The following is a 25,366-nucleotide window of genomic DNA, read 5'->3' on the forward strand; positions in this document are numbered from 1 at the left end:
TGACCATGTTTTCACACTATTCAGAACTTAATTTTGGCCTGGACGACGAACTGAACATGCTGCGCGAGCAGGTCAACGCCTTTGCCGCGAGTGAAATTGCTCCCCGCGCTGCCGAAATTGATCGCACCAACGAATTCCCTAACGATCTCTGGAAGAAGTTCGGCGATATGGGCCTATTAGGCATCACCGTATCCGAAGAGGATGGCGGTAGCGGCATGGGCTACCTAGCTCACTGCATCGCCATGGAAGAAATCTCCCGGGCGAGCGCTTCGGTCGCGCTCTCCTACGGCGCGCACTCTAACCTTTGTGTTAACCAGCTGAAGATCAACGCCACCGCTGCACAAAAAGAGAAATACCTACCCAAGCTGATCAGCGGCGACCACGTGGGCGCGCTGGCAATGTCCGAGCCGGGTGCAGGTTCCGATGTGGTCTCCATGCAGCTGCGCGCAAAACAAGAGGGCGATCACTACATCCTCAACGGCAACAAAATGTGGATCACCAACGGTCCTGACGCTGATGTGCTGGTGGTGTACGCCAAAACCGATCCCGACGCAGGCTCGAAAGGCATTACCGCGTTTATTATCGAAAAAGGCATGGAAGGCTTCTCGACTGCGCAGAAACTCGACAAGCTGGGCATGCGCGGCTCTAACACCTGCGAGCTAGTCTTCCAAGACTGCAAAGTACCGGCCGAAAACGTGCTGGGCGAAGTAGGTAAAGGCGTGCGCGTCTTGATGAGCGGTTTGGACTATGAGCGCGCCGTTCTGGCCGCAGGCCCCATCGGTATTATGCAAGCCGCCATGGACGTGGTGATGCCCTATATCCATGAGCGCAAACAGTTCAACCAAGCCATCGGTGAATTCCAACTAGTGCAAGGCAAAGTGGCCGATATGTACACCACGATGAACGCCTGCCGCGCCTACCTGTACGCCGTTGCTGGCGCCTGCGATCGCGGCCAAACGTCGCGCAAAGATGCCGCTGGCGTGATTCTTTACTGTGCCGAAAAAGCCACCCAAGTAGCCCTGGATTCCATTCAGTTACTGGGCGGTAATGGCTACATCAATGAGTACCCCACCGGACGCCTGCTGCGCGACGCGAAGCTGTATGAAATTGGCGCGGGCACCAGCGAAATTCGCCGGATGCTGATTGGCCGCGAACTCTTCACCGAAACAAAGTAAGGGCCGCGCCATGAGCACACTCTCTACACAGATCAATCCCCGCAGCGATGTCTTTCAAACCAACGCGGCATCCATGCTGGCGGAAGTTTCCAAGCTACGCGAGTTAACCGCCGCCGTCGCCCAAGGCGGCGGCCCTAAAGCTCGTGAGCGCCACGAAAGCCGTGGCAAGCTATTCGTGCGTGATCGTATCGACCACTTAATTGACGAAGGCTCGCCCTTTTTGGAGTTTTCCGCACTGGCAGCCCATCACGTTTACGATAGCGACGTACCCGCAGCAGGCGTAGTGACGGGCATTGGCCGGGTATCTGGCGTTGAGTGCGTGATTGTGGCTAACGATGCCACGGTAAAAGGCGGCACGTATTTTCCGCTGACGGTGAAAAAACACCTGCGCGCCCAGGAGATTGCCCGCAAGCACCGCCTTCCGTGCATCTACTTAGTCGATTCTGGCGGTGCTTTCCTGCCCCGCCAGGACGAGGTGTTCCCCGACCGCGACCACTTCGGGCGCATCTTCTATAACCAGGCCACCATGTCGGCAGAAGGCATTCCACAAATTGCCGTGGTAATGGGTTCCTGTACCGCCGGGGGCGCTTACGTACCCGCCATGGCGGATGAATCCATCATCGTTAAAGAGCAGGGCACGATTTTCCTAGGCGGCCCGCCGCTGGTAAAAGCTGCCACCGGTGAAAGCATCAGCGCTGAAGACCTTGGCGGTGCCGATGTGCACGCCAAAGTCAGTGGAGTTGCCGACCACTATGCCGAAAACGACGCCCACGCGCTGCAGCTAGCCCGCGCCTGTGTCTCGCGCCTTAACTGGCAAAAACGCGGCAAGCTGGCCATGCAAGCGCCTAAGCCCCCGAAGCTCGACCCCGCTGAGCTTTACGGCATCGTCGGTACCGACCTTAAAAAGCCGTACGACGTGCGCGAAGTGATTGGCCGTATTGTCGATGACTCTGACTTTGACGAGTTCAAACGCTACTACGGCGATACCTTAGTTACCGGCTTTGCGCATATCCACGGCTATCCGGTGGGCATTGTGGCCAACAACGGCGTGCTGTTCTCCGAGAGCGCTGTAAAAGGCGCACACTTTATTGAGCTATGCGCTCAGCGCAAAATTCCGCTGGTGTTCCTGCAGAACATTACCGGCTTTATGGTCGGCTCTAAATACGAGCACGAAGGCATCGCCAAGCACGGCGCCAAGCTGGTAACGGCGGTCGCCTGCGCAAAAGTACCTAAGTTCACAGTGCTGATTGGCGGCAGCTTCGGCGCGGGCAACTACGGCATGTGCGGCCGGGCTTATGATCCCAACCTGCTGTTTATGTGGCCCAATGCGCGTATCTCCGTAATGGGTGGCGAGCAGGCGGCAGGCGTGCTTTCCCAGGTGAAGCGCGAACAGCACGAGCGCGAAGGGCGCGAGTGGACGAAAGAAGAAGAAGATGCGTTCAAACAGCCCACCCGCGATCAGTACGAGCACCAGGGCCACCCCTACTACGCCAGCGCCCGCTTGTGGGATGACGGCGTCATCGACCCGCTGCAAACCCGCGATGTGCTGGGGCTTTCTTTAGCCGCCGCGATGAATGCCGAAGTCGAAGAGACACGCTTCGGCGTGTTCCGGATGTAAGGGGCGAACACTATGGCTTACTCAACGCTACTGATTGAAAACGGCATCGCGCGCCTGACACTAAACCGCCCAGAGGTGCATAACGCCTTCGACGACAGCCTAATCGCCGAGCTAAACGCGCACCTTGAAGAACTGCATCAACTGGCCAATGCGGGCGATGTTCGGGCAGTGGTACTTGGCTCTGAGGGAAAAAGCTTCTCCGCAGGCGCTGACCTGAACTGGATGAAGCGCATGGTCGATTACGACCTGGAAGATAATCTCGCTGACTCCCGCAAGCTGTCAGCGTTAATGCACGGCTTGGATACCCTGCCCTGCCCCACGCTTTGCCGGGTTCAAGGCGCGGCGTTTGGCGGTGCGGTAGGGTTAGCGGCCTGCTGCGATGTGTTGATCGCCTCTGACAAGGCTAAATTCTGCCTTTCAGAAGTCAAAATTGGCCTCTCTCCTGCGGTCATCAGCCCTTACGTTCAGCGTGCGCTGGGCGAGCGCCAAATGCGCCGCTACGCCTTAACGGCAGAAGTCATGGATGCGCCAACGGCGCTGGCACTCGGCTTAGCCCATAAGGTTGTAGAGCACGAAGCGTTGGACGGCGAGGTAGACGCCATGCTGGATACGCTTCTCGCCGGCTCGCCTCAAGCACAACGCGCCACCAAAGCACTGCTGGCAAGCGTTGCACAAGCGCCCGACAGCGATACCACCCGGGAGCACACCTGCCAGGTGATTGCTAAATTACGGGTGAGCCACGAGGGCCAAGAGGGCTTATCCAGCTTTTTTGAAAAGCGCCGCCCCGCCTGGACGCAACCGTCCAGCCTTCAAGAACAGAACAACGCTGCGGAGCCACGCTCATGACGCTTGAAAACAACGCTGAAACACATAAATTCGATACCCTGCTGGTGGCCAACCGCGGCGAAATTGCCTGCCGGGTAATGCGCACCGCCCGCCGCATGGGGCTTAAAACCGTCGCGGTCTATTCAGATGCCGACGCCTCTGCCCGCCACGTGCGCGAAGCTGATGAAGCCGTACGCTTAGGCCCCGCCGCCGCCCGCGAAAGCTACTTGAATGTCGATGCGGTTATTGAAGCCGCCAAGCGTACCGGCACGGGCGCTATTCACCCCGGCTACGGCTTTCTATCGGAAAACGGTGGCTTCGTAAAAGCCCTTGAAGAGGCAGGCATTACCTTTGTTGGCCCGCCGGCCTCCGCAATTGCCGCCATGGGCGACAAATCTGCCGCCAAAGCACGCATGGCGAATGCGGGGGTGCCGCTGGTACCGGGCTATCATGGCGATGATCAGGACGACGACCTGCTGCGTTTAGAGGCTGACAAAATCGGCTACCCCGTGATGCTCAAAGCCAGCGCCGGTGGCGGTGGTAAAGGCATGCGCGTTGTAGAGAGCGGCGAAGGGTTCAAAGCAGCACTCGACGGCTGCCGCCGGGAGTCCAAGGCTGCCTTTGGCGACGACCGCATGCTCATTGAGAAGTATCTAGTGCAGCCCCGCCATGTGGAAGTCCAGGTGTTCTGCGATCGCCATGGTAACGGCGTTTACCTCTTCGAGCGTGACTGCAGCGTTCAGCGCCGCCATCAAAAAGTCATTGAGGAAGCTCCGGCCCCCGGCATGACGTTGGAGCTGCGCCAAGCCATGGGCGATGCCGCCGTTCGCGCCGCCAAAGAGATTGGTTACGTGGGCGCGGGAACCGTCGAGTTTCTGTTAGACATTGACGGCTCGTTCTACTTCATGGAGATGAACACCCGCCTGCAGGTTGAGCACCCCGTTACTGAAATGATCACCGGCCAGGACATGGTTGAATGGCAGCTGCGCGTGGCAATGGGCGAGCCACTCCCCTGCACCCAAGACGAGCTAACCATCACGGGCCACAGCTTTGAAGCGCGGATTTACGCCGAAGACCCAGAGCAGGACTTCCTGCCGGCCACCGGCCTGCTCACTCGCTTTGCACTGGATTTAGAGGGCGCAGGGCTAGACCGCGACCAGGTGCGTTTAGACAGCGGCGTAGAGAGTGGCGACAACGTTTCCATGCACTACGACCCCATGCTGGCCAAGCTGATTGTTCACGGCCCTGACCGTGACGCTGCGCTTGCCACCTTGAACCGCGCTTTAGCCGCGCTGGATGTCCAGGGTGTGGTGACGAATCGCGCGTTCCTGCAGCGCCTTGCCAATCACCCTGGCTTTAAAAATGTCGAGCTGGACACGCGCTTTATCGAGCGCAACGAAGCCACGCTATTTGCCCCGCGCAGCTACTCTACTGAAGCCTACGCCAGCGCTGCGTTGATCGGTTTAAACCAGCTGGCGCAAGAGTGTGAAAGTGATTCCCCCTGGGATCGTCATGACGGCTTCCGTCTGAATGCCCCGCATACCATCCGCATTGCGCTGTGTGACCCGGCAAGTGCTCAGGCGGCGGACAGCGACGAAGCGGTGGTGATTGTGGAAGGTAAGCGCGAGAGCGGCGAATCGCTTTGGAACCTCACCATTGGTGATGAAACGCTCACCGCTAGCCTCCAATCGCTGACGGGCGATGCCGTTGCCGTCACGCTAAACGGCCACCGTCGCCGCCTTCAAGCGCGCCGCGATGGGCATGTTGTGGTGATGGCAGAACCAAGCGGCGAAACGCGCCTGTTCTGGCGCCGCATTGACGCCATCGACCACGGCCACCATGAGGCGGAATCAACCCTGACCGCCCCGATGAACGGCACCGTGGTAGCACTACTGGTTGAACCCGGCGCAGCGGTTGAGAAAGGCATGCCGCTGATGGTGATGGAAGCCATGAAGATGGAACACACCATGACCGCACCGGCCGATGGCAGCGTCGAGTCATTCCATTTCCAGGCCGGCGATACCGTAAGCCAGGGCGATGTATTGCTCGACTTCGCCCCCAGCGAATAGGAACAGAACCATGGCACTGCCAACGTCAATTAAGCTGTTTGAAATGGCCCCTCGCGACGGCCTGCAAAATGAACCGGGCACTCTGGTGCCCACCGCTACCAAGATCGAGCTGATCGAACGGCTAGCCAACGCTGGCCTCACCCATATTGAGGCCGCTAGCTTTGTCTCGCCTAAGTGGGTGCCGCAAATGGGCGATGCCACCGACGTTATGAACGGCATTGCTCGCCAACCCGGCGTGGTTTACTCAGCACTCACGCCTAACCTAAAAGGCTTGGAAGGCGCACTGGCAGCGGGCGTTGAAGAAGTGGCGGTGTTTGGCGCCGCCTCCGAAGCGTTCTCGCAAAAGAACATCAACTGCTCGATTGCTGAATCCCTTGAGCGCTTTGAACCCGTGCTCGCACGGGCCAATGAGGCAGGCGTTCGAGTACGCGGCTATGTCTCCTGCGTGCTGGGCTGCCCCTATGAAGGCGATATCTCGCCCCAAAAAGTGGCCGAGGTGGCCAAGGCGCTTTATGAGATGGGCTGCTATGAAATCTCCTTGGGCGATACCATCGGCGTGGGCACGCCGCTTGCGGCTAAGCGAATGATCGAAGCCACCCGCCAGCAAGTGCCTATTGAGCACTTGGCCGCCCACTTCCACGACACCTATGGCATGGCCCTGGCTAACTTATATGCCGTGCTGGAGGAAGGAGTCAGCGTAATTGACGCCGCCACCGCAGGCCTTGGCGGCTGCCCTTACGCTAAAGGCGCATCCGGCAATGTGGCCACCGAAGACGTACTCTATTTACTTGAAGGCCTGGGGATTAACACCGGCATCAACCTTCAGGCGGTGATCGACACCGGCTACTGGATTACCAACGAGTTAGGCCGCAAGCCAAGCGCAAAGGTCGCTCTCGCAAAAGGCATTAGCCGCCAATAACCGTCCAATAATAAATAAGTACCGCCTGACGTCCCGTTTAGATAAAAAAAAGACATCGGAGAGACACATTATGGCATCACCTGCTCTTACCCTACCCAGTTACACCAGCAGCACCGCCGATAAACCGCTGCTGGGCATGACCATTGGCGATAAATTTGACCAAATTGCTGAACAGTACCCGGATAACGACGCGCTGATTGCGCTGCATCAGAGCATCCACTGGAGCTATCGCCAGCTTCAGGAAGAGGTAAACCGTTGCGCCCGCGCCCTCCTGGCGATTGGCGTTAAAAAAGGCGACCGCGTGGGCATTTGGGCACCCAACTGCAGCGAGTGGACGCTGACCCAGTTTGCCACCGCTAAAATTGGCGCCATTCTGGTCAACATCAATCCTTCCTACCGCACACATGAGCTGGAGTACGCGCTGAACCAGTCGGGCGCTCGTTTTCTAGTCACTGCCCATAGCTTCAAGTCTTCCGACTACACCGCCATGCTTTACGAGCTAGCTCCTGAGCTCAACAGCAGCGCGGAAGGCCAGCTTCAGTCAAAAACGCTGCCAGAGCTTGAGTGCGTGATTAACTTAAGCAGCGAAAAACATAGCGGCATGTGGCGCTGGGCCGACTTCATTAATGAAGCCAGCAAGGTCAGCCAAACAGACGTCGACGATTTACAAGCCACGCTGCAATTTGATGACCCGATCAATATCCAGTACACCTCGGGCACTACCGGCTTCCCGAAAGGCGCCACACTTTCCCACCACAACATCCTGAACAATGGCTTTTTTGTGGCGGAAAGCATGGGCTTTACCAGCGAAGACCGTTTGGTCATCCCGGTACCCCTCTACCACTGCTTCGGCATGGTGATGGGTAACCTGGGCTGTATGACCCACGGCGCGGCGATGATTTACCCGGATGAGGGTTTCGACCCTGGCAAGGTGCTAAAAGCGGTACACGAGCAAAAAGCTACCGCGCTGTACGGCGTACCGACCATGTTTATCGCCGAGCTGGAGCATCCGGACTTTGCCAGCACCGATTTCTCATCGCTACGCACCGGCATCATGGCGGGTTCCATCTGCCCTGCTGAAATCATGAAGCAGGTCATCGACAAGATGAACATGAAAGGTGTGCAGATCGCCTACGGCATGACCGAAACGAGCCCTGTATCTACCCAAACCGGCGCTAACGACAGCATCGACAAACGCGTTTCTACCGTCGGCCGCACCCAGCCCCATCTGGAAAGCAAAATTGTCGATCCCGGCAACGGCGGTATTTTGCCCCGCGGCGAAATCGGCGAGCTGTGTACCCGTGGCTACAGCGTCATGCTCAAGTACTGGAAAAACGAAAAAGCCACTGCCGAAGCCATTGATGAGGCGGGCTGGATGCATACCGGCGACTTAGCCACCATGGACGAAGAGGGCTATATCCAAATTGTTGGCCGCATTAAAGATATGGTGATTCGCGGTGGCGAGAACGTTTACCCCAAAGAAATTGAGGAGTTTCTATACGCCCACCCGGCAATCTCCGAAGTACAGGTTACCGGCGTGCCGGATAAGAAATATGGCGAAGAGTTAATTGCCTGGGTGAAGCTCAACAGCAGCGCAAGCGACGTCACCGGTGAAGAACTGCGTGAATACTGCAAAGGCAAAATCACCCACTTTAAAATCCCGCGCTACTTCAAATTCGTCGATGAATTCCCCATGACGGTGACGGGAAAAATCCAGAAATTCAAAATGCGCGAAATCTCTATCCAAGAGCTTGGGCTTGAAGATCAAACATAATCACTACCCAGCGCTCTGTTAATCAACGCCGGCCAGCGGTCGGCGTTTTACGTTATCTACATCACGAGACACTGACATGGCCAATCACCAGCCGCTCGCTGAGCACTATCAACAAGGTCTGCGGGATGGCGATATTATTACCCAGATTCGTACTTACTACCCTGACGGTGCGACCCTGCACCAGCTCGCCCCGTTAGACCAACTGCATATCGGCGGTATTGCCGCGTCAAAAAAGCTGCTTAATCTGCTTGATGCGCACATCCATACCCACGTGCTGGATATCGGCTCAGGCTTAGGCGGGCTAATGCGCCAAGGGGCAGCGCTGGGGTTTCATATTACCGGGTTGGATATTACCCACCGTTTTAACGTACTTAACCAAGCGCTTACTGAATTATCACTTCATTCGGCCAACCCGCCCCTTCGCTGTGTTACCGGAGATGCCTGCGCATTGCCCTTTCCAAAACACACATTCGATGCCGTCCTGTTTCAACACAGCTTAATGAACATGCCTGACCCTGCCCGCGTTCTGGCGCAGTGCCGCCACGTACTTCGCCCGGGCGGAACGCTCGTAATGCACGAGGTGGTCAGTGGCGAAAACATTGCCAACCTCCGCTTACCGGTGCCTTGGGCAGAAACACAGCAACATTCGCACCTGCTCACCATCGCTGAGCTAACCCGGCTACTTCAGACAGAGGGATTTACGCTTTCACATTGCGAAGACTGGAGCAGCACCGCCCTTGAGTGGCGTCAGCGACAGCGACAAAAAGAGCAAACGTCGCACGCTGCCGTGCTCTCTCCTCAGTGGGTATTTGGCGAGCGCTTTTTGAAGATGGGGAAAAACCTGCTAGAAAATTTGGCCAATAACGCAATTAACGTGGTAGAAATCAGCGCCCGTTGCTAGGCTGGTAAAGATACCTTCTATGTCAAAGGACAGAGGAACGCCAATGAACCGCTTGGCAAGCACCCTTCTCTATAGTGCTTTTGGCTCGACGCTCCCCTTTATGAGCTGCCTTGCTAACGACAGCACCCCCGTGATGGCCTATACCGCCACCGAAAGCGAACTCATCACTCTGGCCAATGGCTTGGTTTTGGAAGGTAGCGATTTAAACAGTTTAGATACCTATACCACGGGTTTTCGTCTGACCGCCGGTTTTAGCCCAGAGCGGCTGCCGCGTTTGGATATTGGTGCTGAAATTGCGTACCGCGAAAGTGAAGAAGTGCCCATTTCCAACGGCGTTTCCCCCCTCATTATGGATACCCTCAGCTTAGGTGGCGCCCTTGTGGCAGGGGTTAGAATGGGCGCGTTTAGCATCTACGCGAAATCCGGCTTTACCGAGTGGCGTGGAGAAACCGACCAACCCCTGGCCGACAGCGGTGGCACTGCCTTACTGCAAGGCTTCGGCGCAACGATGACCATTAACCGGCTAGTTAGCCGACTTGAGTACGAACGTATCGACGCCCCCACCCTAAGCCACCTCAATATGCTGAGCGCATCGCTACACCTGCCCTTTTAATAACCGCTTGCCGAATCTCCCGTGCATTAAAAAAACATAGCGCTGCCATCGTTTTGGCATTGACCTTTTATCCCATGCTGTTAATGTACTAGTACGCTAGTACATTAATAACGGCTTGGTGATTAACAGTGTTTACAAACGTTTCCTCAAATGATCATTTTCAAGCCGAACTGGCGCGTCACTTGCTCAACATTGACTCGCCTGAGGCCATGCACGAGGCGCTTGCTAGCCTGTTAACGCCCGCCGAATACCAAGAAATCAGCAAACGCCTACAGATTTTTAAGCTGCTGCGCGAAGGCGTGCCCCACCGCAAAATTGCCGAAACCCTCGGCGTGGGTATTGCGACCGTGTCACGCGGTTCACGCGCGCTGACGATGTTAGCCTCTTCACGGAATGATCACTTATGAGCACCACTGATAAGGCCGCTGCGGCAGGCCCCCAGCCGTTCACCCTGCCCCGCAAGCCCCACTACGTTACCCTGGCGGCGGACTGCGACTTCTTTGCCCTGTTTCAAAAAATCGAGCGGCGGTTTGATACCTGCTACATGCTGGAGTCGCTGGGCGAAGATAGCCACATGGCGCGCCACTCGATCATCGGCTTTGACCCTGAGTACACGCTTTACGCCAATGGCACCACGCTGACCATTGAAAGCCGTGACGGCGATACCAACCACTACCCCAGCGACAACCCCTACGAGCTGCTGCGCAGCCTGATCCCTCAAAACATTATCTCGCGCAAGTACGCGGGTGGGTTAAGCGGCTATTTAGGTTACGACGCCATGCAGTACTTCGAGCCGTCGCTGACGCTGAAAGCCAGTGACGACTTCGATACGTTCCGTTTTGGGCTCTATAAAGACGGCCTGATCCTCGACAAGATGACCGGCGAAGTCACCTACTTCTACTACGACAACAGCCGCTACGAGTTCCTGCAAACGCTGATCGACGCCGAGGACAAACCCGCAGGCCCACTGCACATTACTGCGCTGGGCGACACGATGAGCAAAACCGAGCACGCCGAAGCGGTCGCCAAGGTGAAGCAGGACATCATCGACGGCAAAGTATTCCAGTGCGAAGTGGGCTTTAAAAAGCGCTTTCGCATTCAGGGCGACACCCTGGCGCTTTACGACCAGCTGCGCACCATCAACCCCTCGCCGCAGATGTACTACGTCAAATTTGGCGAGCAGAAGCTGATTGGCGCAAGCCCTGAGCTGCTGTTCCGTCTTCGCCAAGGGGAGATGGAGACGTTCCCGTTAGCAGGCACTACCCTGCGCGGCCAAACACCCCAGGAAGATACCCAGCTTGCCCGGGCGCTGCTCAACGACCCGAAAGAGATCGCCGAGCACAATATGATTGTGGACCTGCACCGCAACGACATCGGCCGGGTGGCTCAGTTCGGCACGGTCAAAGTACGCAGCCTGATGGATATCAAGCGCTTCAGTCACGTTCAGCATATCTCTAGCGAAATTGTTGGGATTATTGATGAAGGTGAGGATATGTTCACCGCACTGGCCAGCAACTTCCCGGCGGGTACGCTGACAGGCGCACCTAAAATCGAAGCGATGAAGATTATCGACGACCTAGAAACCGATGGGCGCGGCCCCTACGGCGGCGCGGTGGGCCAGTTCTCGTTTAACGGCGACTGCACCTTTGCGATTCCCATTCGTACGGTATTTGTGAACGGCGAGCGCGCCTACGTGCAAACCTGCGGCGGCAACGTGTACGACAGCAACGCCGAGGATGAGTACGAGGAAATTCGCCGCAAATTTGCCGGCACCCGCAAGGCCTTGGCCCCCTTTATGGATACGGAAACGGAGAGCCCCGCATGAAGGTGCTGATCATCGATAACTACGACTCCTTCACCTACAACCTGTACCAGTTTATTGGTGAGATTCTGACCACGGAGAAGAATCGCGGCGAGCTGCCTCATTTTGAGATCATAGTGAAGCGCAATAACCAGATCGATTTTAAAGCGATTGAAGCCATGGCGCCGGATCGCATTATTATTTCGCCTGGCCCCGGCTCGCCGGATGACCCGCGTTACTTTGGCGTCTGTGCCGAGGTGATTGAGAAGCTGGGAAAAACCACGCCGCTACTGGGGGTTTGCTTAGGGATGCAGGGGATCGTGCATGTGTTTGGTGGCAAGGTAGTCAAAGCGCCGCTGCCAATGCATGGCAAAATCAGCCCCATCCACCACGACAACCGCTCGGTGTTTCACGGCGTGCCCGACCAGCTTGAGGTGATGCGCTACCACTCACTGATTGCCGATGCAGCGACCCTGCCGGAGTGCCTGGAGGTGACCGCCACGGTAGGTGCACTCACCGCCGACCGCTTTGCTGAACGCAGCCGTTGGCAGGCGGCGGGTGAGTTTGAGCTGATGGGCGTGAAACACCGCGACTACCCGATTCACGGCATTCAGTTTCACCCGGAGTCGTTTGCCACCGAGGGCGGCAAAGAGCTGATTGCCAACTTCCTGTTTGCCCCTAACGCAGCGGCGTAAACGCGGCTAATGCGAACAGTGCCACCACATTAAGAGTGACCGTGACCCAAAAAATACACCGAAAGGTCGTTTTTTGGGTCTTATGCCGCAGCCATTGCTGTGCGCACCACGCCCCCGGCCACCCCCCTATCAGCGCCAGCCAGTGCAGCGTTTTTTCACTCACACGGCGGCGTCTTTTAATCGCTGCCCGCTTATCAATGGCATAAACGGCATACGTCGTAAGGCTCGCTATCCCATAAATAGCCACGATGAGTAGCACCGTTTGGCTCATGCGCTTCTATCCTTCTAGGGGCACTATTTGCGACGTGTTGAGGGCTTGCCTGCGCCTGGCTTACCACCCGAACGGGCGACTTTAGCCGGCTTGCCACTTGGTTTACCACTGGGTTTACCACCGGGCTTGGCTTTAATCGCTGGCTTTGCCCTGCCCGCAGGTTTACCCGGTGCAGCCGCTTTTGCCTTGGGGTTTTTCCGCGCCTTGCCTGCCGCTTTTGCCCCTGGCGGCGTACCCCCCGCAGCGCGTTTAGCAGCAGGCTTTCTGGCTTTCCCAGCCCCTGAGCCAGCGCCACCGCTATAGTTGGGCCTGGCTGGCCTTTTTTTCTCGGGTACGGGGTCAGATGCTTCCGTCAGGCGAATGATGGTATCAATCTCTTTCGGCGTTAAATCCCGCCAATCGCCTAGCGCCAAGCCTTTCAGCGAAACGTTCATAATGCGCGTGCGTACCAGCTGCGTTACCTCATAACCAAAGTACTCGCACATACGGCGAATTTGCCGATTCAGCCCTTGTACCAGGGTAATAGTGAACACAAACGTCGACTCTTTGGCGACATGACACTTTTTCGTCATCTGCCCCAGAATCGGAACGCCGCCCTGCATACCGGCAATAAACTCATCGGTAATCGGTTTATTGACCGTGACCACGTACTCTTTTTCATGGTTATTGTTGGCGCGCAGGATCTTATTAACTAAGTCACCGTTGTTGGTCAAAAAGATCAGCCCTTGAGAATCTTTATCCAGGCGCCCAATGGGAAAAATACGCGTGCCGTGCTTCACAAACTCGACGATATTGTCTTTTTCTGCAGACTCCGTGGTGCTGACAATCCCCACCGGCTTGTTCAGCGCGATCAGTACTAAATCTTCCTCTTCCTGTGGCTCAATCTCCTGACCGTTAACCTTCACCCGGTCACCTGTCACGACCTGATCTCCGGTAGTGGCCCGACGGCCGTTAATCCACACATTGCCCTGCTCAACATAGCGGTCTGCTTCCCGGCGGGAGCAAAGGCCGCTTTCGCTGATGTATTTATTAATTCGAGTAGATTTTCGTAACGACATAAAACGCCATGTAGCCTAAATAAACGTTAAAAAGAGGAGCCGGGCTGCTTGAGGAATTCGACCTCTTCCGGAGTCGAGGTTCGGCCCAAGACCGCATTGCGATGCGGATAGCGCCCAAAGCGATCGATAATGGCTTTGTGGCGTTTCTCGAACTCTAGATTACTCTCCAGACCCGGCTGGTCGAAAAGCTGCAGAGCAATGCTATGAATGACCGGTGATTCGCTATGCATATAGGGCATATAGAGAAAACTGCGCTCCACCGCCGAGAGCGCCTGATCTGCCCCGCTGGCAACCGCCTCCTGAGCCAGCGCCAATGCAAGCGTGTCGCAGGCAAACGAGCGAGCATCATCGCGGTAGATATTGCGCGAGAATTGATCCAGTACGATCACTTCCGCCAGCCGTCCACGCGCTGAGCGCCGCCACTCAAAGCACTCACAGGCGGCGGCTTTGCTCACCACCTTGCTAAAGCGCTCAACAATTTGTTGATCCATCTTGGGGTCTTTCTTGAACCATTGGGCTGGCGTCAACTCCTGAAACCAAAATGCCAACACGTCTTGGGCTTGCGCATTCATGCTCCGACCCTCCGCAACAGACATATAGAAAAGCGCCGCCACCCAGCGGTGACGGCGCTGATAGTCAAACGTCAACTTAGCCTGTGTTGCGCAAGCCGGCCGCAATGCCTGCCATGGTAACCATCAATGCACGGGAAAGGTCAGCGCTGATGGCCCCATCGGCATCGCGATTACGCTGCAAAAGCTCGGCCTGTAGGCCGTGCAGCGGATCGATGTAGGGGTTGCGCACATCAATCGCTTGACGGATAAGCGGCGTATTTTCCAGCAGCTTCTCCTGCTGCAGAATATCGAGCACAGCCTCTTCAAGCTTCTCAAAGCGATCACGCAGCTTTTTACCCAGGGCTTTTAGCGACGGCTCATCGACAAGCCGGTGCTCGTAGTAAGCGGCAATCGCTACATCAGCCTTGGCCAATAGCATCTCAAGCATGTCCAGGTAGGTGCCAAAGAAGGGCCACTCATTGCGCATTTCTTGTAGCACCTCGCGCCCACCCGGCTGCTCTAGCCGCCGCGAAAACGCTTCTCCGCTGCCCAGCCATGCGGGCAGCATTAAGCGAATCTGTGTCCAAGCAAAAATCCACGGTATCGCTCGCAGGGTTTCCACACCGCCATCCTGACGGCGCTTGGTGGGCCGTGAGCCTAGCGGCAGCCTGCCTAGCGCGCCTTCCGGGGTAACGGCACGGAAGTAAGGCACAAAATCTGGATCTTCACGCACCACGCCCACATAAGCGGCATGGGCAACGTTCGCCAACTGATCCATCTCTTCTCGCCAATGCGGTTCTGGCGTGCGGGGCGGAAGTAGCGTGGCTTCTAGCACCGCACAGGCATAGATTTCCATGGAGCGCAGGGCAATATCGGGCTGGCCGAACTTAAAGCGAATCATCTCGCCCTGTTCAGTCACCCGCAGACTACCGTTTACCGAGCCTGGGGGTTGGGAGAGAATCGCCGCATGAGCAGGACCACCACCACGACCAACGGTGCCGCCACGGCCATGGAACAGCGTCAGATCAACGCCATGCTTCTCACACACATTCACCAACGCTTCCTGGGCGCGGTACTGTGCCCAGGCAGCGGCAAGCTGTCCGGCATCCTTGGCTGAGTCGGAGTACCCGATCATGACTTCCTGGCGATCATCAATCAGCGCGCGGTAGCCCGGTATCGCCAGCAGCTGGTCAATTACATCACCCGCATGATTCAAATCGTTAAGCGTTTCAAACAGCGGCGCAATGGGAAGTGTTACTTGCCCCCCGACCTCTTTCATCAGCAGCGCAACGGTGAGCACGTCAGAAGGCTCTGCCGCCATGGAGATAATGTACGTACCCAGCGCCTCTGACTGCTCTTGCGCAATGACCTTAAAGGTATCGAGCACCTCACGGGACTCTGCAGAGCACTCCCAGCGGCGTGGAATGAGCGGCCGCCGAGAGGCGAGTTCATCAAGTAGAAAGGCTTGGCGTTTAGCTTCATCCCATTCACGGTAGTGGCCAAGGCCCAGCGCACTGGTCAGCTCTTCGATGACCTGAGCATGGCGGCTTGCCTCTTGGCGCAGGTCAAGTTTGGTCAGTGTGACACCAAACACTGCGACGCGGCGCAGGGTATCCAGCAGCGCGCCGTTAGCAATGGTATCCAGGCCAACATCGCACAGCGAGCGGTAGCAGGCTAATAGGGGGGAGTAGAGCTGGTCGCGGGTTTCGATAATCGGTCCACCTTCATAGTTGCGCCCATCCAGCTCTGCTTTGGCCCAGTCACGCGTTGCCTCCATTCGCGCCAGCAGGCGTTTTAGCACCTCGCGATAGGGTTCTGCTACGTCGCCTGCCTCCGCCTTCAACGCGCTATTGGCCTTCCACATAGAGAGTTCGGTTTTCAACTGCTCCAAGTCGCGTAGGTAGAGGTCAGCCGCCATCCAGCGACCTAGCAGCAATACTTCGCGAGTGACCTTCGCGGTCACATTTGGATTGCCGTCGCGGTCACCGCCCATCCAGGAGGCGTAGCGAATGGGTGCGGCATCCAACGGCAAACGCTCCCCTGCGGTATCCAGCAGGAGATTATCCAGATCACGGTGGAAGTCCGGCACCGCTTGCCACAAGGAGTTTTCAATCACCGCAAAGCCCCATTTGGCTTCGTCTACCGGCGTTGGCCGTTCGTGGCGAATCTCATCCGTGTGCCAGGCCTGGCTGATCAGCTCTTCCAAACGCCCTTGGGCGCGGGCACCGCGCTCGGGATAATCCTCCGAGCTTTCAATGGCGGTTAAGCACTCATCAATGGCATCGTATTTTTGAATTAACGTGCGGCGAATAACTTCCGTTGGGTGTGCTGTTAGCACCAGCTCTACGCGCATGTTAGCGAGGGTTTCGACCAGCTTGCGGGGCGAATTACCCGCCTGCTGAGCGCGGTTTAACAGCTCGCCTAATACCGGCTGCGTTCCGGGCTTATAATCCTCTACACGCCGAAATCGCGCCCGATAGTGCTGCTCGGCAATATTCGCCAAATTCAAAAACTGGTTGAACGCGCGGGTGACCGGCAGCAGGTCCCGCTCTGGCAGCTGGCGTAAGTACTCAATCAACTGCCGCTGCTGGAGCGAGTCGCTTTGGCGCCCCCGCTTGGCATGGGCACGAATGGTTTCAATCTTATCGACAAACGATTGGCCTAAATCATCGGCAATCGTGCGTCCTAAGCTGTCGCCCAGAATACGCACGTTATCGCGTAGCGATTCGTGTAGATCATGACTCATTGGCGTGGCCTCCTTGCGGGGTCGCGTTGATAGGTGGTGACGTTAGCGCTGTTCTTGGGCTTTGGCGGCTTGCCAGTGATGTTCCATCTCATCTAACGAGGCTGCATTTAGCGAGTGCTCAGCCTTGGCAAGCGCGCTTTCTACGTAGCGAAAGCGGCGCTCAAACTTACTGTTGGTACTGCGCAGACACTGCTCTGGATCGGCGCCCAGCGTGCGCGCTAGGTTGGTGACCGCGAACAACAAGTCGCCGACCTCTTGTTGGGCATGCTGTTTATCGCCTGCTGCGAGCGCGTCTTCAACTTCCTCTAATTCTTCGCGAATTTTGGCCAGCACGCCGCTAGCATCAGGCCAGTCGAAACCAACGCGGGCAGCGCGTTTAGACAGCTTGGCCGCGCGGCTCAGCGCAGGCAGCGTGCGGGGCACATCATCTAGCACAGAGGGCGCTTCGGTGGCTCGCTCAGCGCGCTCGCCAGCCTTTAGCGCCTCCCAGCGGCTATTCACCTGCTGGGTTTTGACATCATCGGCACTAACACCCGGCGGGCGGCGGGACGCCAGCGTGCCGTCTGGGAACACATGCGGATGACGGCGCAGCATTTTGGCAGTCAGCGTATCAACGATATCGTGGAAGTCGAAACGCTGCTCCTCGGCGCCAAACTGGGCGTAGTAAACGACCTGGAACAATAGATCTCCTAGCTCGCCGGGGAGTTCATCAAAGGCGCGGCGCTCAATGGCATCGGCTACTTCGTAGGCCTCTTCCAAGGTATGGGGGACAATACTGTCCCAATCCTGCTTAATATCCCACGGGCAGCCCTGATCGCCGTCGCGTAGAACGGCCATCAAGGTGAGCAAATCGTCCAGATTGTGGCGCATTAGGCCCCTCCTTTACGGGCACTTTTTTCAGGGTCGGCGTTACGCAATCGGCGGACTTCTGTCACGTTGGGTAGCTGCTGAAGCCGCGAGAAAAGCCGGCCTAGCGACTCAAGACCGTCCACTTCCAAGGTGATACGCAGCCTGGCAATGCCCTCATCCGTATCCGTGAGGGTATTCACCGCCAGTACATTCACCTTTTCATTGCCAAGCAGCCCGGTTACATCGCGAAGCAGCCCTGAACGGTCCCAGGCCTGAATTTCAATCGTTACCGGATAGCGGGTGTGGGCGCGCTCCCCCCACTCTACTTCGATAATGCGCTGGGGCTCATCCATGCGCAATTGAAGAATATTGGCACAATCCTGGCGATGCACGGTGACACCACGGCCTTGGGTAATAAAGCCAACAATTGGCTCGCCGGGCACGGGGCGACAGCAGTTCGCCATGCTGGTTTTTAAATTGCCGACGCCTAGTACGGTGATATCGCTTTGGGTGGCTTTGCTGGGCTGTCGGCGCGGCTTAGCCAGTAAACGGTCAAGCTGCTCTTGGTCGTCAGTTTCGCCAAACAGCTGCTGCGCCTGATGAAGTACTTGCCCAATGCGCAGGTCACCGGCTCCAAGCGCTGCATACATGTCATCAGCCGTTTGGTAGTTTACCGCTTTGGCTAGCTGTACAAGGTCTAACCCCTCGACATCCAGACGGCGCATTTCGCGCTCGAAAAGGGCGCGCCCTTCCTCAAGGTTCTGATCGCGAGCTTGGTATTTAAACCATGCTTGAATTTTAGCCCGCGCTCGGGACGTGCGCACATAGCCTAAACTGGGGTTCAGCCAGTCACGGCTTGGGCCACCCTTCGTCGCCGTCAAAATTTCGATTTGCTGGCCGGTTTTAAGTTTGTAGGTCAGCGGTACGATACGCCCGTTAACCTTTGCGCCCCGGCAGCGGTGGCCAATTTCCGTGTGCACCCGGTAGGCAAAATCGATCGGTGTCGCAATGCGTGGCAGGTCAATGACGTGGCCATCGGGGGTAAATACATAAATGCGGTCCGGTGCGACATCGCTGGAAAGTCCCTCGCGCAGATCGCCAAAACCGCCGACTTCGTCCTGCCACTCCAGCACTTGTCGCAGCCAGGCGATTTTCTCTTCGTAGCTGCGGCTTTTCGCGTTAGTGTCGTGGCCTTTATATCGCCAGTGGGCGCACACGCCCAGCTCTGCTTCATCGTGCATCGCAAAGGTGCGAATCTGAATCTCGATAACTTTATTATCTGGCCCCATGACGGCGGTATGCAGTGACTGATAGCCATTTTTTTTCGGGTTGGCAATATAGTCATCAAACTCATTGGGCACGTGGTGCCAGCACGAGTGGACAATCCCCAGCACGGTGTAGCAGTCGGTGACTTCTGGTACCAGAATGCGTACCGCACGTACGTCGTGAACCTGGGAAAAGTCGATCCGTTTGCGCTTCATTTTGCGCCAGATGGAGTAGATGTGCTTGGCCCGGCCGCTCACGTCGTAACGCAGGATATTTTGCGCTTCCATCAAGCTTTTAAGGGTTTCCACCACATCATGAATATAGCGGTCGCGATCGAGGCGCTTTTCGGCCAGAAGCTTGGCAATCGCTTTGTAGTCATCTTCATGGAGGTAGCGAAATGAGAGGTCTTCCAGCTCCCATTTGATCTGGCCTATCCCGAGACGGTGGGCAAGCGGTGCGTAGATATCGGCCACTTCACGGGCGACTTGCAGGCATTTCTCGCGGGGGGCGTCTTTAACTTGGCGCAGTGCGCAGGTGCGTTCGGCAATTTTGATCAGCGCAACGCGTACGTCGCCCACCATATTCACCAGCATCTTGCGCAGGTTTTCCTGCTGATTATGCTGGCTCATGCCGTGGTTCGGCGCTAGTGGATAGCTGATGGCAGCCATTTGCAACACGCCATCAATAAGATTAGCGACTTCATCGCCAAACCGCTTGGTCACCGCCTCTAGGCTAAGCAGCCCTTCGCGTACCGCGCGATACAGCACAGCCGCTTCAAGGGTCGACTGATCAAGCTTAAGCTCGGCCAGTATGTCGGCCATCTCAAGACCCATACGAAAACTGGAACCTGGCGAAAGCCACACACGGTGTGTGTTGGGGGCCTCTTGCTCTAGCTGCTCGGCCAGTTCACAGGCCTGCAGTAGCCGCTCAGGTTCACGTAGACGCACATCCTCTTGCAGGCGCGATAACCATTGTTGTATGTCCACTTTTCCACTTCGAGTGAGCGGTTGGTCTTCACGCACTTTCACCATGGCAATATCATCCTTTCTGGGTGACGGCCTTCGCCGAGCAGCCACCGAGGCTTGATGCAATGGGCAACCTAGCCCTCGTATTCAAACAGCATCAGCGTTTCCATATGTGCAGTGTGCAGGAACATATCGGCTACTGCTACTTGCTTGATACGGTAACCTGCATGCACAAGATGTGCCGCATCTCGGGCAAGCGTTGCCGGATCACAAGAAATATAGGCGATCTTGGGAATCTTGTGGCGGCCCACGGCTTGGCAAATAACCTCTGCCCCGTTTCGGGGCGGGTCAAGCACCAGTGCTTCTATCGGCTGCTCGCTTAACAAGACGTTTACGGTTGCAGCATCGTTTAAATCTGCCCGCTGCGCACCGACGGTCAGCTGATTATAGTCAGCATTGGCCATAATACGCTCGACCATCGCTGGATTGCCCTCGACGGCATAAACCCTGGCACCTGCCGCTGCCAAGGGAAGGCTAAAGTTGCCTATCCCGGCAAACAGATCAACCACTGGCTGACCCTTTTTAGGCGCTAGCCATGCCACCACCTGGGCAACCATCTTTTGGTTGACCTCCGCGTTTACCTGCAGAAAATCACCGGGCGAAAAGTGTAAATTTAGAACCGCTTCTGACTGCGTCACGCCTCGGTCATTACCCCACCCTGCGAGGGTTAGCGAATCCACCAATTGCGGCGCTGCACCGACCCAGTGCAGGGTTGGGGCGTCACGCCCTACCCATGCACCCAAACGCACCCGCTGCTGGTCTGCAAAGCGCCGCCAACGGCTGTTATCTTGGGTGTGCTCCTTTAATTGTCGAACCAAGATCAGCGTTTCATTCTCGGTGGCGACAAGTTCAATATGCCCCACCAGACGTGGCGCTTCCAACGTAGCGAGCAGTTGCCGTAAAGGGGCGATTAACGACTGCAACTGCGGCACCAATACATGGCACTGCTGGATATCTACCAGTCGATGGCTGTGTGGCGCACGAAAACCAAGCAGCACGTTGCCACTACCGTCGACCTTAACCCCTAATCGCGCTCGCCGCCGATAGCCTTCACGGCTACCGTTAATCGCAGCGACAGCGTCGAGCGTAATACCCTGCCGAGCCATTAGCTCTGTTAATACTTCACGCTTGTGGGCGCGCTGCGCAGTGATATCAAGGTGCTGTAAATCGCAGCCCCCGCACTGTCCAAAATGGGGGCATGGCGGAGTCACTCGTTGTGAGGATGTGGTGAGCTGCATTTTGATATGCGCTTCATCGAAGCGCTTGCGCGTTACGTGCACTCCTACCACGACCTGTTCGCCGGGCAGCGCTTGGCTGACAAACACGGTTTTGCCCGCAGCGTTATGGGCAACACCCCGCCCGTCATGAGCTAAGCGTTCAATGACCAGCGGCGCAGCACCATCACTTTTCGCCGCACTCTCTGAAGGCGGCGCTTTAGCGCCAGGGCTTCGCGCTAGGCCTGAGTGCCCTGAGGCGGGACGCGGTGGCCGCCGTTTTCCCAACATTGCCATCTATACCTCCGGGGCAAACAGGCCTGTTGAGAGATAACGGTCGCCACGGTCGCAAACAATAAACACAATAACGGCATTTTCCGTTTGTTCCGCAATGCGCAGCGCACCCGCCAAGCAACCGCCAGATGAAACACCGGCCAGAATCCCCTCTTCACGGGCTAAACGGCGCATGTGCGCTTCGGCTTCTTGCTGGCCGATGTCTAGCGTGACGTCGACGCGGGGCGCTTCAAAAATCGCGGGCAAATACTCCTGTGGCCAGCGGCGAATACCGGGGATGCTGGCACCGTCAGCGGGCTGCAGGCCTACGATCTGAATCGCGTTGTTCTGCTCTTTAAGGTAGCGCGACACTCCCATAATCGTTCCAGTGGTGCCCATGGAGCTGACAAAGTGCGTCACCTCACCGCCGGTTTGGCGCCACACTTCAGGCCCCGTCGTCCGATAGTGAGCGAGCGGGTTATCCGGGTTGGCAAACTGATTAAGCGGCTTGCCTTCGCCTCTGGCGATCATTGCATCGGCGATATCACGCGCCTCTTCCATTCCGCCTTCTCTACTGGCGGAGATCAGCTTAGCCCCATAAGCCGCCATGGCCTGCTTACGCTCGGCTGAGGCATTTTCAGGCATGATGAGGGTCATGTTATACCCCTTGATGGCGGCGGCCATGGCCAGCGCTATGCCTGTATTACCCGAGGTTGCCTCAATTAACGTATCGCCCGGTGTAATTTCCCCACGTGCTTCGGCTTCACTTAGCATCGAAAGCGCTGGGCGGTCTTTAACCGAGCCTGCAGGGTTATTACCTTCCAGCTTCGCGAGCAGCGTATTGTTGCGGCCAGCGGTAATGCGCTTTAGGCGCACAAGTGGCGTGTTGCCAACCACATCTTCTAACGTGGGATAATTCATCATACGTTCCTTATCGTAACCGTTATGCTGCATTATATCGGTGCTGTCTGTGACTGGACAGGTAACCTCATTGAATCAACGAGCTTCTTACATGTCTTTGAACACGCGCTTACTGTTTGCCTTACTGGGCCTTCCTCTATTGGTCTATGCGTCTATGGCCATTTTGCTTGTGGTTCAGAGTGAGCTAACAGGCCGTGAGGTACTCAAAGAGCGCTTGGTGAGCGCTGGCGAACTGACAGCCCCAAGCCTGGGCAATGCAATGATTGATGGCGATCTCCAGCGCCTTGAAGCTATTGCCAGGCAGCTGCTAGAACACCGCGGTTTGCGCGCCGTGACGCTATTTGATGAACAAGGCAATCGTCTTTTAGTGCTCGGCCGCACGATGCCTCTCCCTCCGCGACTACATGCGCCGGAGGCTACCTCCGTCACTCAGGAAGACGATGTTTTACGGCTGCAGGTGCCTCTCGTTGCACTTTCAAGCAGTGTCACAAACCGCTCAAGCACCGGCTGGCTGGAAGCCGAGATGGAAACACGGGCGCTCACCTTAGAGCGCTACAAGAACATAGCCAGTTTAAGTTTAGGCGGCATGCTGCTGGGCTTACTGCTTTTTTTGATCGCCTATGCCATTAGCCGTTATACCACCCGTCCCATCGAAGAAGCCAACCAAGCGCTTTACCGTTTATCGCGCGGAGATTATCGGCTGTATTTAAGCGAGGCAAAACCCAACGAACTTAAACAGCTGACCCGCCATATCAATAGCCTGGCTGAGCACTTTCAACAGGCCCAGCAGGATATGCAAGAGCAGATCGAGCAAGCCACCAGTGAGCTTCAAGAGTCGATGGAGACCATCGAGGAGCAAAATATTAAGCTGGACCTTGCCCATCGCAGCGCCCTACGCGCCAACGCGGTGAAATCAGAGTTTTTAGCCAATATGAGCCATGAAATTCGCACGCCGCTCAATGGCATCATCGGTTTTTGCCGTTTGCTGGGCCGTTCAACGCTGGATGCCCGCCAACAGGAGTGGCTAGAGCACGTTCACCGAGCATGCGACAACCTGCTCATGCTGGTTAATGATGTGCTCGATTTCTCAAAGCTAGAGGCTGACCGACTGACTCTAGAAGAGGTGGAGGTTGACGTAGTTGCGCTGGTTGATGAAGTCGTTGGGTTATACGCCCCAGAGGCTCAGCGCAAGCGGCTTCATCTGGTCGCGATGGTTTACGATGACGTGCCGACGCCGCTCTGCGGTGATCCACTCCGTATCCATCAAGTGCTCAGCAACCTGATTAGCAATGCTTTAAAATTCACCACGAAAGGCGAAGTGATTGTTCGGGTGATGCTGGATACCCAGGAAGGCCAGCATGTGGTGCTGAATATTAGCGTCAGCGATACCGGCATGGGCTTAAGTGAAGAGCAGCAAAAACAGTTATTTAGTGCGTTTTCACAGGCGGAACCTAGCCATTCGCGCCAATTTGGCGGCAGCGGACTTGGGCTAACGATCTGTCGGCAGCTGATTGAGCGCATGGGAGGGACTATTAGCGTCAATAGCGAGCTGGGCCACGGCGCTACTTTCTCGTTTACGCTTCCTTTGTTGGCACATTTAGCCGATGAGCGGCAGCCCGAAATAGCCTTGGCGAACCCCACCATACGTATCCACGAGCCCCATCTCGCTACTCGCCACGTGCTTGAGCACCTACTGGAACGGTGGGGAGCCAGCCCAGTGACGTTTATCGAAGCCGGAAACGAAGAGCTGATCATTTTAGGGCTGGAAGCTGAAGACTTTACCGGTGATCGCAAAACATATTGGCAATCCGTTATTGCCGAAACGCCGTGCCCAACGCTAATACTGGCCAACACGACCAGCCTAGATTTACCGCAATGGGTGTTGCCAAACGGCGGTGAAATGCTGTGTAAACCCTTTACCCGCGCCCAGCTCGTCACCACCGTTAAACAGCTTTTACAACCCAGCCAACCACTGCAAACTACCTCTCCAGCACTGGCTCGTACGCTGCTTTCATCGTCGCTCAACATTCTTATCGTGGATGACAACGCACCCAACCGTGAGCTTTTAAAAGCTATGCTTGAGAACGAGCATATGACGATTGCGCTGGCCGCAAGCGGCCAGGAGGCGCTGGAATACGCCCAGCAGACAACGGCTGATTTAGTATTGATGGATATTCGCATGCCTGGAATGGATGGCGTGCAAACGACCCAGGCGCTGCGTCGTATGAGCAATAGCTGGGCCCGCTGCCCGATTGTTGCGGTCACGGCTCATGCCCTTGGCAGCGAGCGACAGCAATGGCTAACAGAGGGGCTAGACGATGTACTGATCAAGCCAGTGGACGAAGCGCAGCTTCAGCAACTCTTACAGCGCTTTTTAGGCGTTGCGCCCCCCGCACAGAAAACGTTTATTGACGCGGGAGCCTCACAAACGCTGCCCTCTGCTCCAGACAAGCTACCCGTTATTGATTTAGTGTTAGGCACACGCCTAGCCGGGGGTAAAGCGCATCTCGCGCGCGAGCAACTCAAGCGCTTAATTGATAGCTTATCGGAAAGTCAACGGCAGATGCGCAGCGCCTACGACGCACAAGATTTAACGACGCTGCTGGACTGGGTGCATAGTTTAAACGGCGCTAGTCGTTACTGCGGCGCCCCGGAGCTAGCACTTTTAGTGGAAAGTTTAGAGACACGTCTTCGCACCAGCGGTTTACATAACGCTGAAAGCCTGCTTAATGAGCTCTATGACGCCATGGCGCGGCTACAGGCCCAGCGCGTTTCGCTGGTGAATCCTTAAGGCCTCACCCC

At 56.5% G+C, this 25,366-nt stretch carries 20 protein-coding genes; 12 read left to right on the forward strand and 8 right to left on the reverse strand.

What is annotated here, in order from left to right:
* Positions 1-5: 5 nt before the first annotated feature.
* The 11 genes from LG301_RS09025 to LG301_RS09075 all read left to right on the forward strand — a co-directional run bounded on the left by LG301_RS09025 (position 6) and on the right by LG301_RS09075 (position 12,390).
* Positions 6-1,175 (forward strand): isovaleryl-CoA dehydrogenase, encoded by a 1,170-nt coding sequence (locus LG301_RS09025; protein ID WP_404470749.1) that lies wholly within the window; start codon positions 6-8, stop codon positions 1,173-1,175.
* A 10-nt stretch (positions 1,176-1,185) separates the two neighbouring features.
* Positions 1,186-2,793, forward strand: coding sequence for a carboxyl transferase domain-containing protein (locus LG301_RS09030; RefSeq protein WP_404470750.1), 1,608 nt, complete (start codon positions 1,186-1,188; stop codon positions 2,791-2,793).
* 12 nt (positions 2,794-2,805) lie between these two features.
* Positions 2,806-3,639: an enoyl-CoA hydratase/isomerase family protein gene (locus tag LG301_RS09035; RefSeq protein ID WP_404470752.1), complete on the forward strand. Its 834-nt coding sequence runs from the start codon at positions 2,806-2,808 to the stop codon at positions 3,637-3,639.
* Entirely contained in the window at positions 3,636-5,687 is a 2,052-nt protein-coding gene (locus tag LG301_RS09040) for an acetyl/propionyl/methylcrotonyl-CoA carboxylase subunit alpha (RefSeq protein ID WP_404470753.1), read from the forward strand. Before LG301_RS09035 ends, LG301_RS09040 begins: the two co-directional genes overlap by 4 nt.
* A 10-nt stretch (positions 5,688-5,697) precedes the next feature.
* Positions 5,698-6,606 (forward strand): hydroxymethylglutaryl-CoA lyase, encoded by a 909-nt coding sequence (locus tag LG301_RS09045; protein WP_404470754.1) that lies wholly within the window; start codon positions 5,698-5,700, stop codon positions 6,604-6,606.
* A gap of 70 nt (positions 6,607-6,676) precedes the next feature.
* A complete protein-coding gene (locus LG301_RS09050) occupies positions 6,677-8,380 on the forward strand; it encodes an AMP-binding protein (RefSeq protein ID WP_404470755.1) in 1,704 nt (567 codons plus the stop codon).
* Positions 8,381-8,456: 76 nt separating this feature from the next.
* Positions 8,457-9,281: a methyltransferase domain-containing protein gene (locus tag LG301_RS09055; protein ID WP_404470756.1), complete on the forward strand. Its 825-nt coding sequence runs from the start codon at positions 8,457-8,459 to the stop codon at positions 9,279-9,281.
* A 43-nt stretch (positions 9,282-9,324) separates the two neighbouring features.
* A complete protein-coding gene (locus LG301_RS09060; protein ID WP_404470757.1) occupies positions 9,325-9,894 on the forward strand; it encodes a hypothetical protein in 570 nt (189 codons plus the stop codon).
* Positions 9,895-10,022: 128 nt separating this feature from the next.
* Positions 10,023-10,301, forward strand: coding sequence for a trp operon repressor (locus LG301_RS09065; protein ID WP_263068451.1), 279 nt, complete (start codon positions 10,023-10,025; stop codon positions 10,299-10,301).
* The gene (locus tag LG301_RS09070; protein ID WP_404470758.1) at positions 10,298-11,719 is read left to right on the forward strand and encodes an anthranilate synthase component I family protein; all 1,422 of its coding nucleotides are present in this window, start codon (positions 10,298-10,300) and stop codon (positions 11,717-11,719) included. The genes LG301_RS09065 and LG301_RS09070 overlap by 4 nt, the downstream gene beginning before the upstream one ends.
* Positions 11,716-12,390, forward strand: coding sequence for an anthranilate synthase component II (locus tag LG301_RS09075; protein ID WP_404470759.1), 675 nt, complete (start codon positions 11,716-11,718; stop codon positions 12,388-12,390). The genes LG301_RS09070 and LG301_RS09075 overlap by 4 nt, the downstream gene beginning before the upstream one ends.
* Here the strand turns inward: LG301_RS09075 and LG301_RS09080 are convergent.
* The 8 genes from LG301_RS09080 to cysM all read right to left on the reverse strand — a co-directional run bounded on the left by LG301_RS09080 (position 12,374) and on the right by cysM (position 22,564).
* Positions 12,374-12,661: a DUF1294 domain-containing protein gene (locus LG301_RS09080; RefSeq protein WP_404470761.1), complete on the reverse strand. Its 288-nt coding sequence runs from the start codon at positions 12,659-12,661 to the stop codon at positions 12,374-12,376. The genes LG301_RS09075 and LG301_RS09080 overlap by 17 nt on opposite strands.
* 23 nt (positions 12,662-12,684) lie before the next feature.
* Positions 12,685-13,719, reverse strand: a complete 1,035-nt coding sequence (gene rluF / locus LG301_RS09085) for a 23S rRNA pseudouridine(2604) synthase RluF (protein WP_404470762.1) — start codon at positions 13,717-13,719, stop codon at positions 12,685-12,687.
* A gap of 26 nt (positions 13,720-13,745) precedes the next feature.
* Positions 13,746-14,291: a DUF924 family protein gene (locus tag LG301_RS09090; protein WP_404470763.1), complete on the reverse strand. Its 546-nt coding sequence runs from the start codon at positions 14,289-14,291 to the stop codon at positions 13,746-13,748.
* A gap of 76 nt (positions 14,292-14,367) precedes the next feature.
* The gene (ppc, locus tag LG301_RS09095) at positions 14,368-17,016 is read right to left on the reverse strand and encodes a phosphoenolpyruvate carboxylase (protein WP_404470764.1); all 2,649 of its coding nucleotides are present in this window, start codon (positions 17,014-17,016) and stop codon (positions 14,368-14,370) included.
* A gap of 42 nt (positions 17,017-17,058) precedes the next feature.
* Entirely contained in the window at positions 17,059-17,886 is an 828-nt protein-coding gene (gene mazG, locus LG301_RS09100) for a nucleoside triphosphate pyrophosphohydrolase (protein ID WP_404470765.1), read from the reverse strand.
* Positions 17,886-20,162: a GTP diphosphokinase gene (gene relA / locus LG301_RS09105; RefSeq protein WP_404470766.1), complete on the reverse strand. Its 2,277-nt coding sequence runs from the start codon at positions 20,160-20,162 to the stop codon at positions 17,886-17,888. Before relA ends, mazG begins: the two co-directional genes overlap by 1 nt.
* A gap of 68 nt (positions 20,163-20,230) precedes the next feature.
* Positions 20,231-21,667, reverse strand: a complete 1,437-nt coding sequence (gene rlmD, locus LG301_RS09110; protein WP_404470767.1) for a 23S rRNA (uracil(1939)-C(5))-methyltransferase RlmD — start codon at positions 21,665-21,667, stop codon at positions 20,231-20,233.
* Positions 21,668-22,564 carry a cysteine synthase CysM gene (cysM, locus tag LG301_RS09115; protein WP_263069622.1) on the reverse strand — a complete coding sequence of 299 codons (897 nt, stop codon included), beginning with the start codon at positions 22,562-22,564 and terminating at the stop codon, positions 21,668-21,670.
* 91 nt (positions 22,565-22,655) lie between these two features.
* Here cysM and LG301_RS09120 point away from each other — a divergent pair, with 91 nt between their 5' ends.
* Complete coding sequence (locus LG301_RS09120; RefSeq protein ID WP_404470768.1) at positions 22,656-25,355, forward strand: ATP-binding protein; 2,700 nt, start codon at positions 22,656-22,658, stop codon at positions 25,353-25,355.
* The last annotated feature ends 11 nt before the right edge of the window (positions 25,356-25,366 follow it).

Source organism: Vreelandella venusta (assembly GCF_044809155.1).
GTDB lineage: Bacteria > Pseudomonadota > Gammaproteobacteria > Pseudomonadales > Halomonadaceae > Vreelandella > Vreelandella venusta_B.

Excerpts from the sequence above, each read along its gene's own strand:
- LG301_RS09045 (WP_404470754.1), top strand. The coding sequence starts at position 5,698 with ATGGCACTGCCAACGTCAATTAAGCTGTTTGAAATGGCCCCTCGCGAC.
- LG301_RS09080 (WP_404470761.1), bottom strand. The coding sequence starts at position 12,661 with ATGAGCCAAACGGTGCTACTCATCGTGGCTATTTATGGGATAGCGAGC.
- ppc (WP_404470764.1), bottom strand. The coding sequence starts at position 17,016 with ATGAGTCATGATCTACACGAATCGCTACGCGATAACGTGCGTATTCTG.
- mazG (WP_404470765.1), bottom strand. The coding sequence starts at position 17,886 with ATGCGCCACAATCTGGACGATTTGCTCACCTTGATGGCCGTTCTACGC.
- cysM (WP_263069622.1), bottom strand. The coding sequence starts at position 22,564 with ATGAATTATCCCACGTTAGAAGATGTGGTTGGCAACACGCCACTTGTG.
- LG301_RS09075 (WP_404470759.1), top strand. The coding sequence starts at position 11,716 with ATGAAGGTGCTGATCATCGATAACTACGACTCCTTCACCTACAACCTG.
- LG301_RS09090 (WP_404470763.1), bottom strand. The coding sequence starts at position 14,291 with ATGAATGCGCAAGCCCAAGACGTGTTGGCATTTTGGTTTCAGGAGTTG.
- LG301_RS09040 (WP_404470753.1), top strand. The coding sequence starts at position 3,636 with ATGACGCTTGAAAACAACGCTGAAACACATAAATTCGATACCCTGCTG.
- LG301_RS09060 (WP_404470757.1), top strand. The coding sequence starts at position 9,325 with ATGAACCGCTTGGCAAGCACCCTTCTCTATAGTGCTTTTGGCTCGACG.
- LG301_RS09120 (WP_404470768.1), top strand. The coding sequence starts at position 22,656 with ATGTCTTTGAACACGCGCTTACTGTTTGCCTTACTGGGCCTTCCTCTA.
- LG301_RS09070 (WP_404470758.1), top strand. The coding sequence starts at position 10,298 with ATGAGCACCACTGATAAGGCCGCTGCGGCAGGCCCCCAGCCGTTCACC.
- rlmD (WP_404470767.1), bottom strand. The coding sequence starts at position 21,667 with ATGGCAATGTTGGGAAAACGGCGGCCACCGCGTCCCGCCTCAGGGCAC.
- LG301_RS09050 (WP_404470755.1), top strand. The coding sequence starts at position 6,677 with ATGGCATCACCTGCTCTTACCCTACCCAGTTACACCAGCAGCACCGCC.
- LG301_RS09055 (WP_404470756.1), top strand. The coding sequence starts at position 8,457 with ATGGCCAATCACCAGCCGCTCGCTGAGCACTATCAACAAGGTCTGCGG.
- LG301_RS09030 (WP_404470750.1), top strand. The coding sequence starts at position 1,186 with ATGAGCACACTCTCTACACAGATCAATCCCCGCAGCGATGTCTTTCAA.
- LG301_RS09025 (WP_404470749.1), top strand. The coding sequence starts at position 6 with ATGTTTTCACACTATTCAGAACTTAATTTTGGCCTGGACGACGAACTG.
- relA (WP_404470766.1), bottom strand. The coding sequence starts at position 20,162 with ATGGTGAAAGTGCGTGAAGACCAACCGCTCACTCGAAGTGGAAAAGTG.
- LG301_RS09035 (WP_404470752.1), top strand. The coding sequence starts at position 2,806 with ATGGCTTACTCAACGCTACTGATTGAAAACGGCATCGCGCGCCTGACA.
- rluF (WP_404470762.1), bottom strand. The coding sequence starts at position 13,719 with ATGTCGTTACGAAAATCTACTCGAATTAATAAATACATCAGCGAAAGC.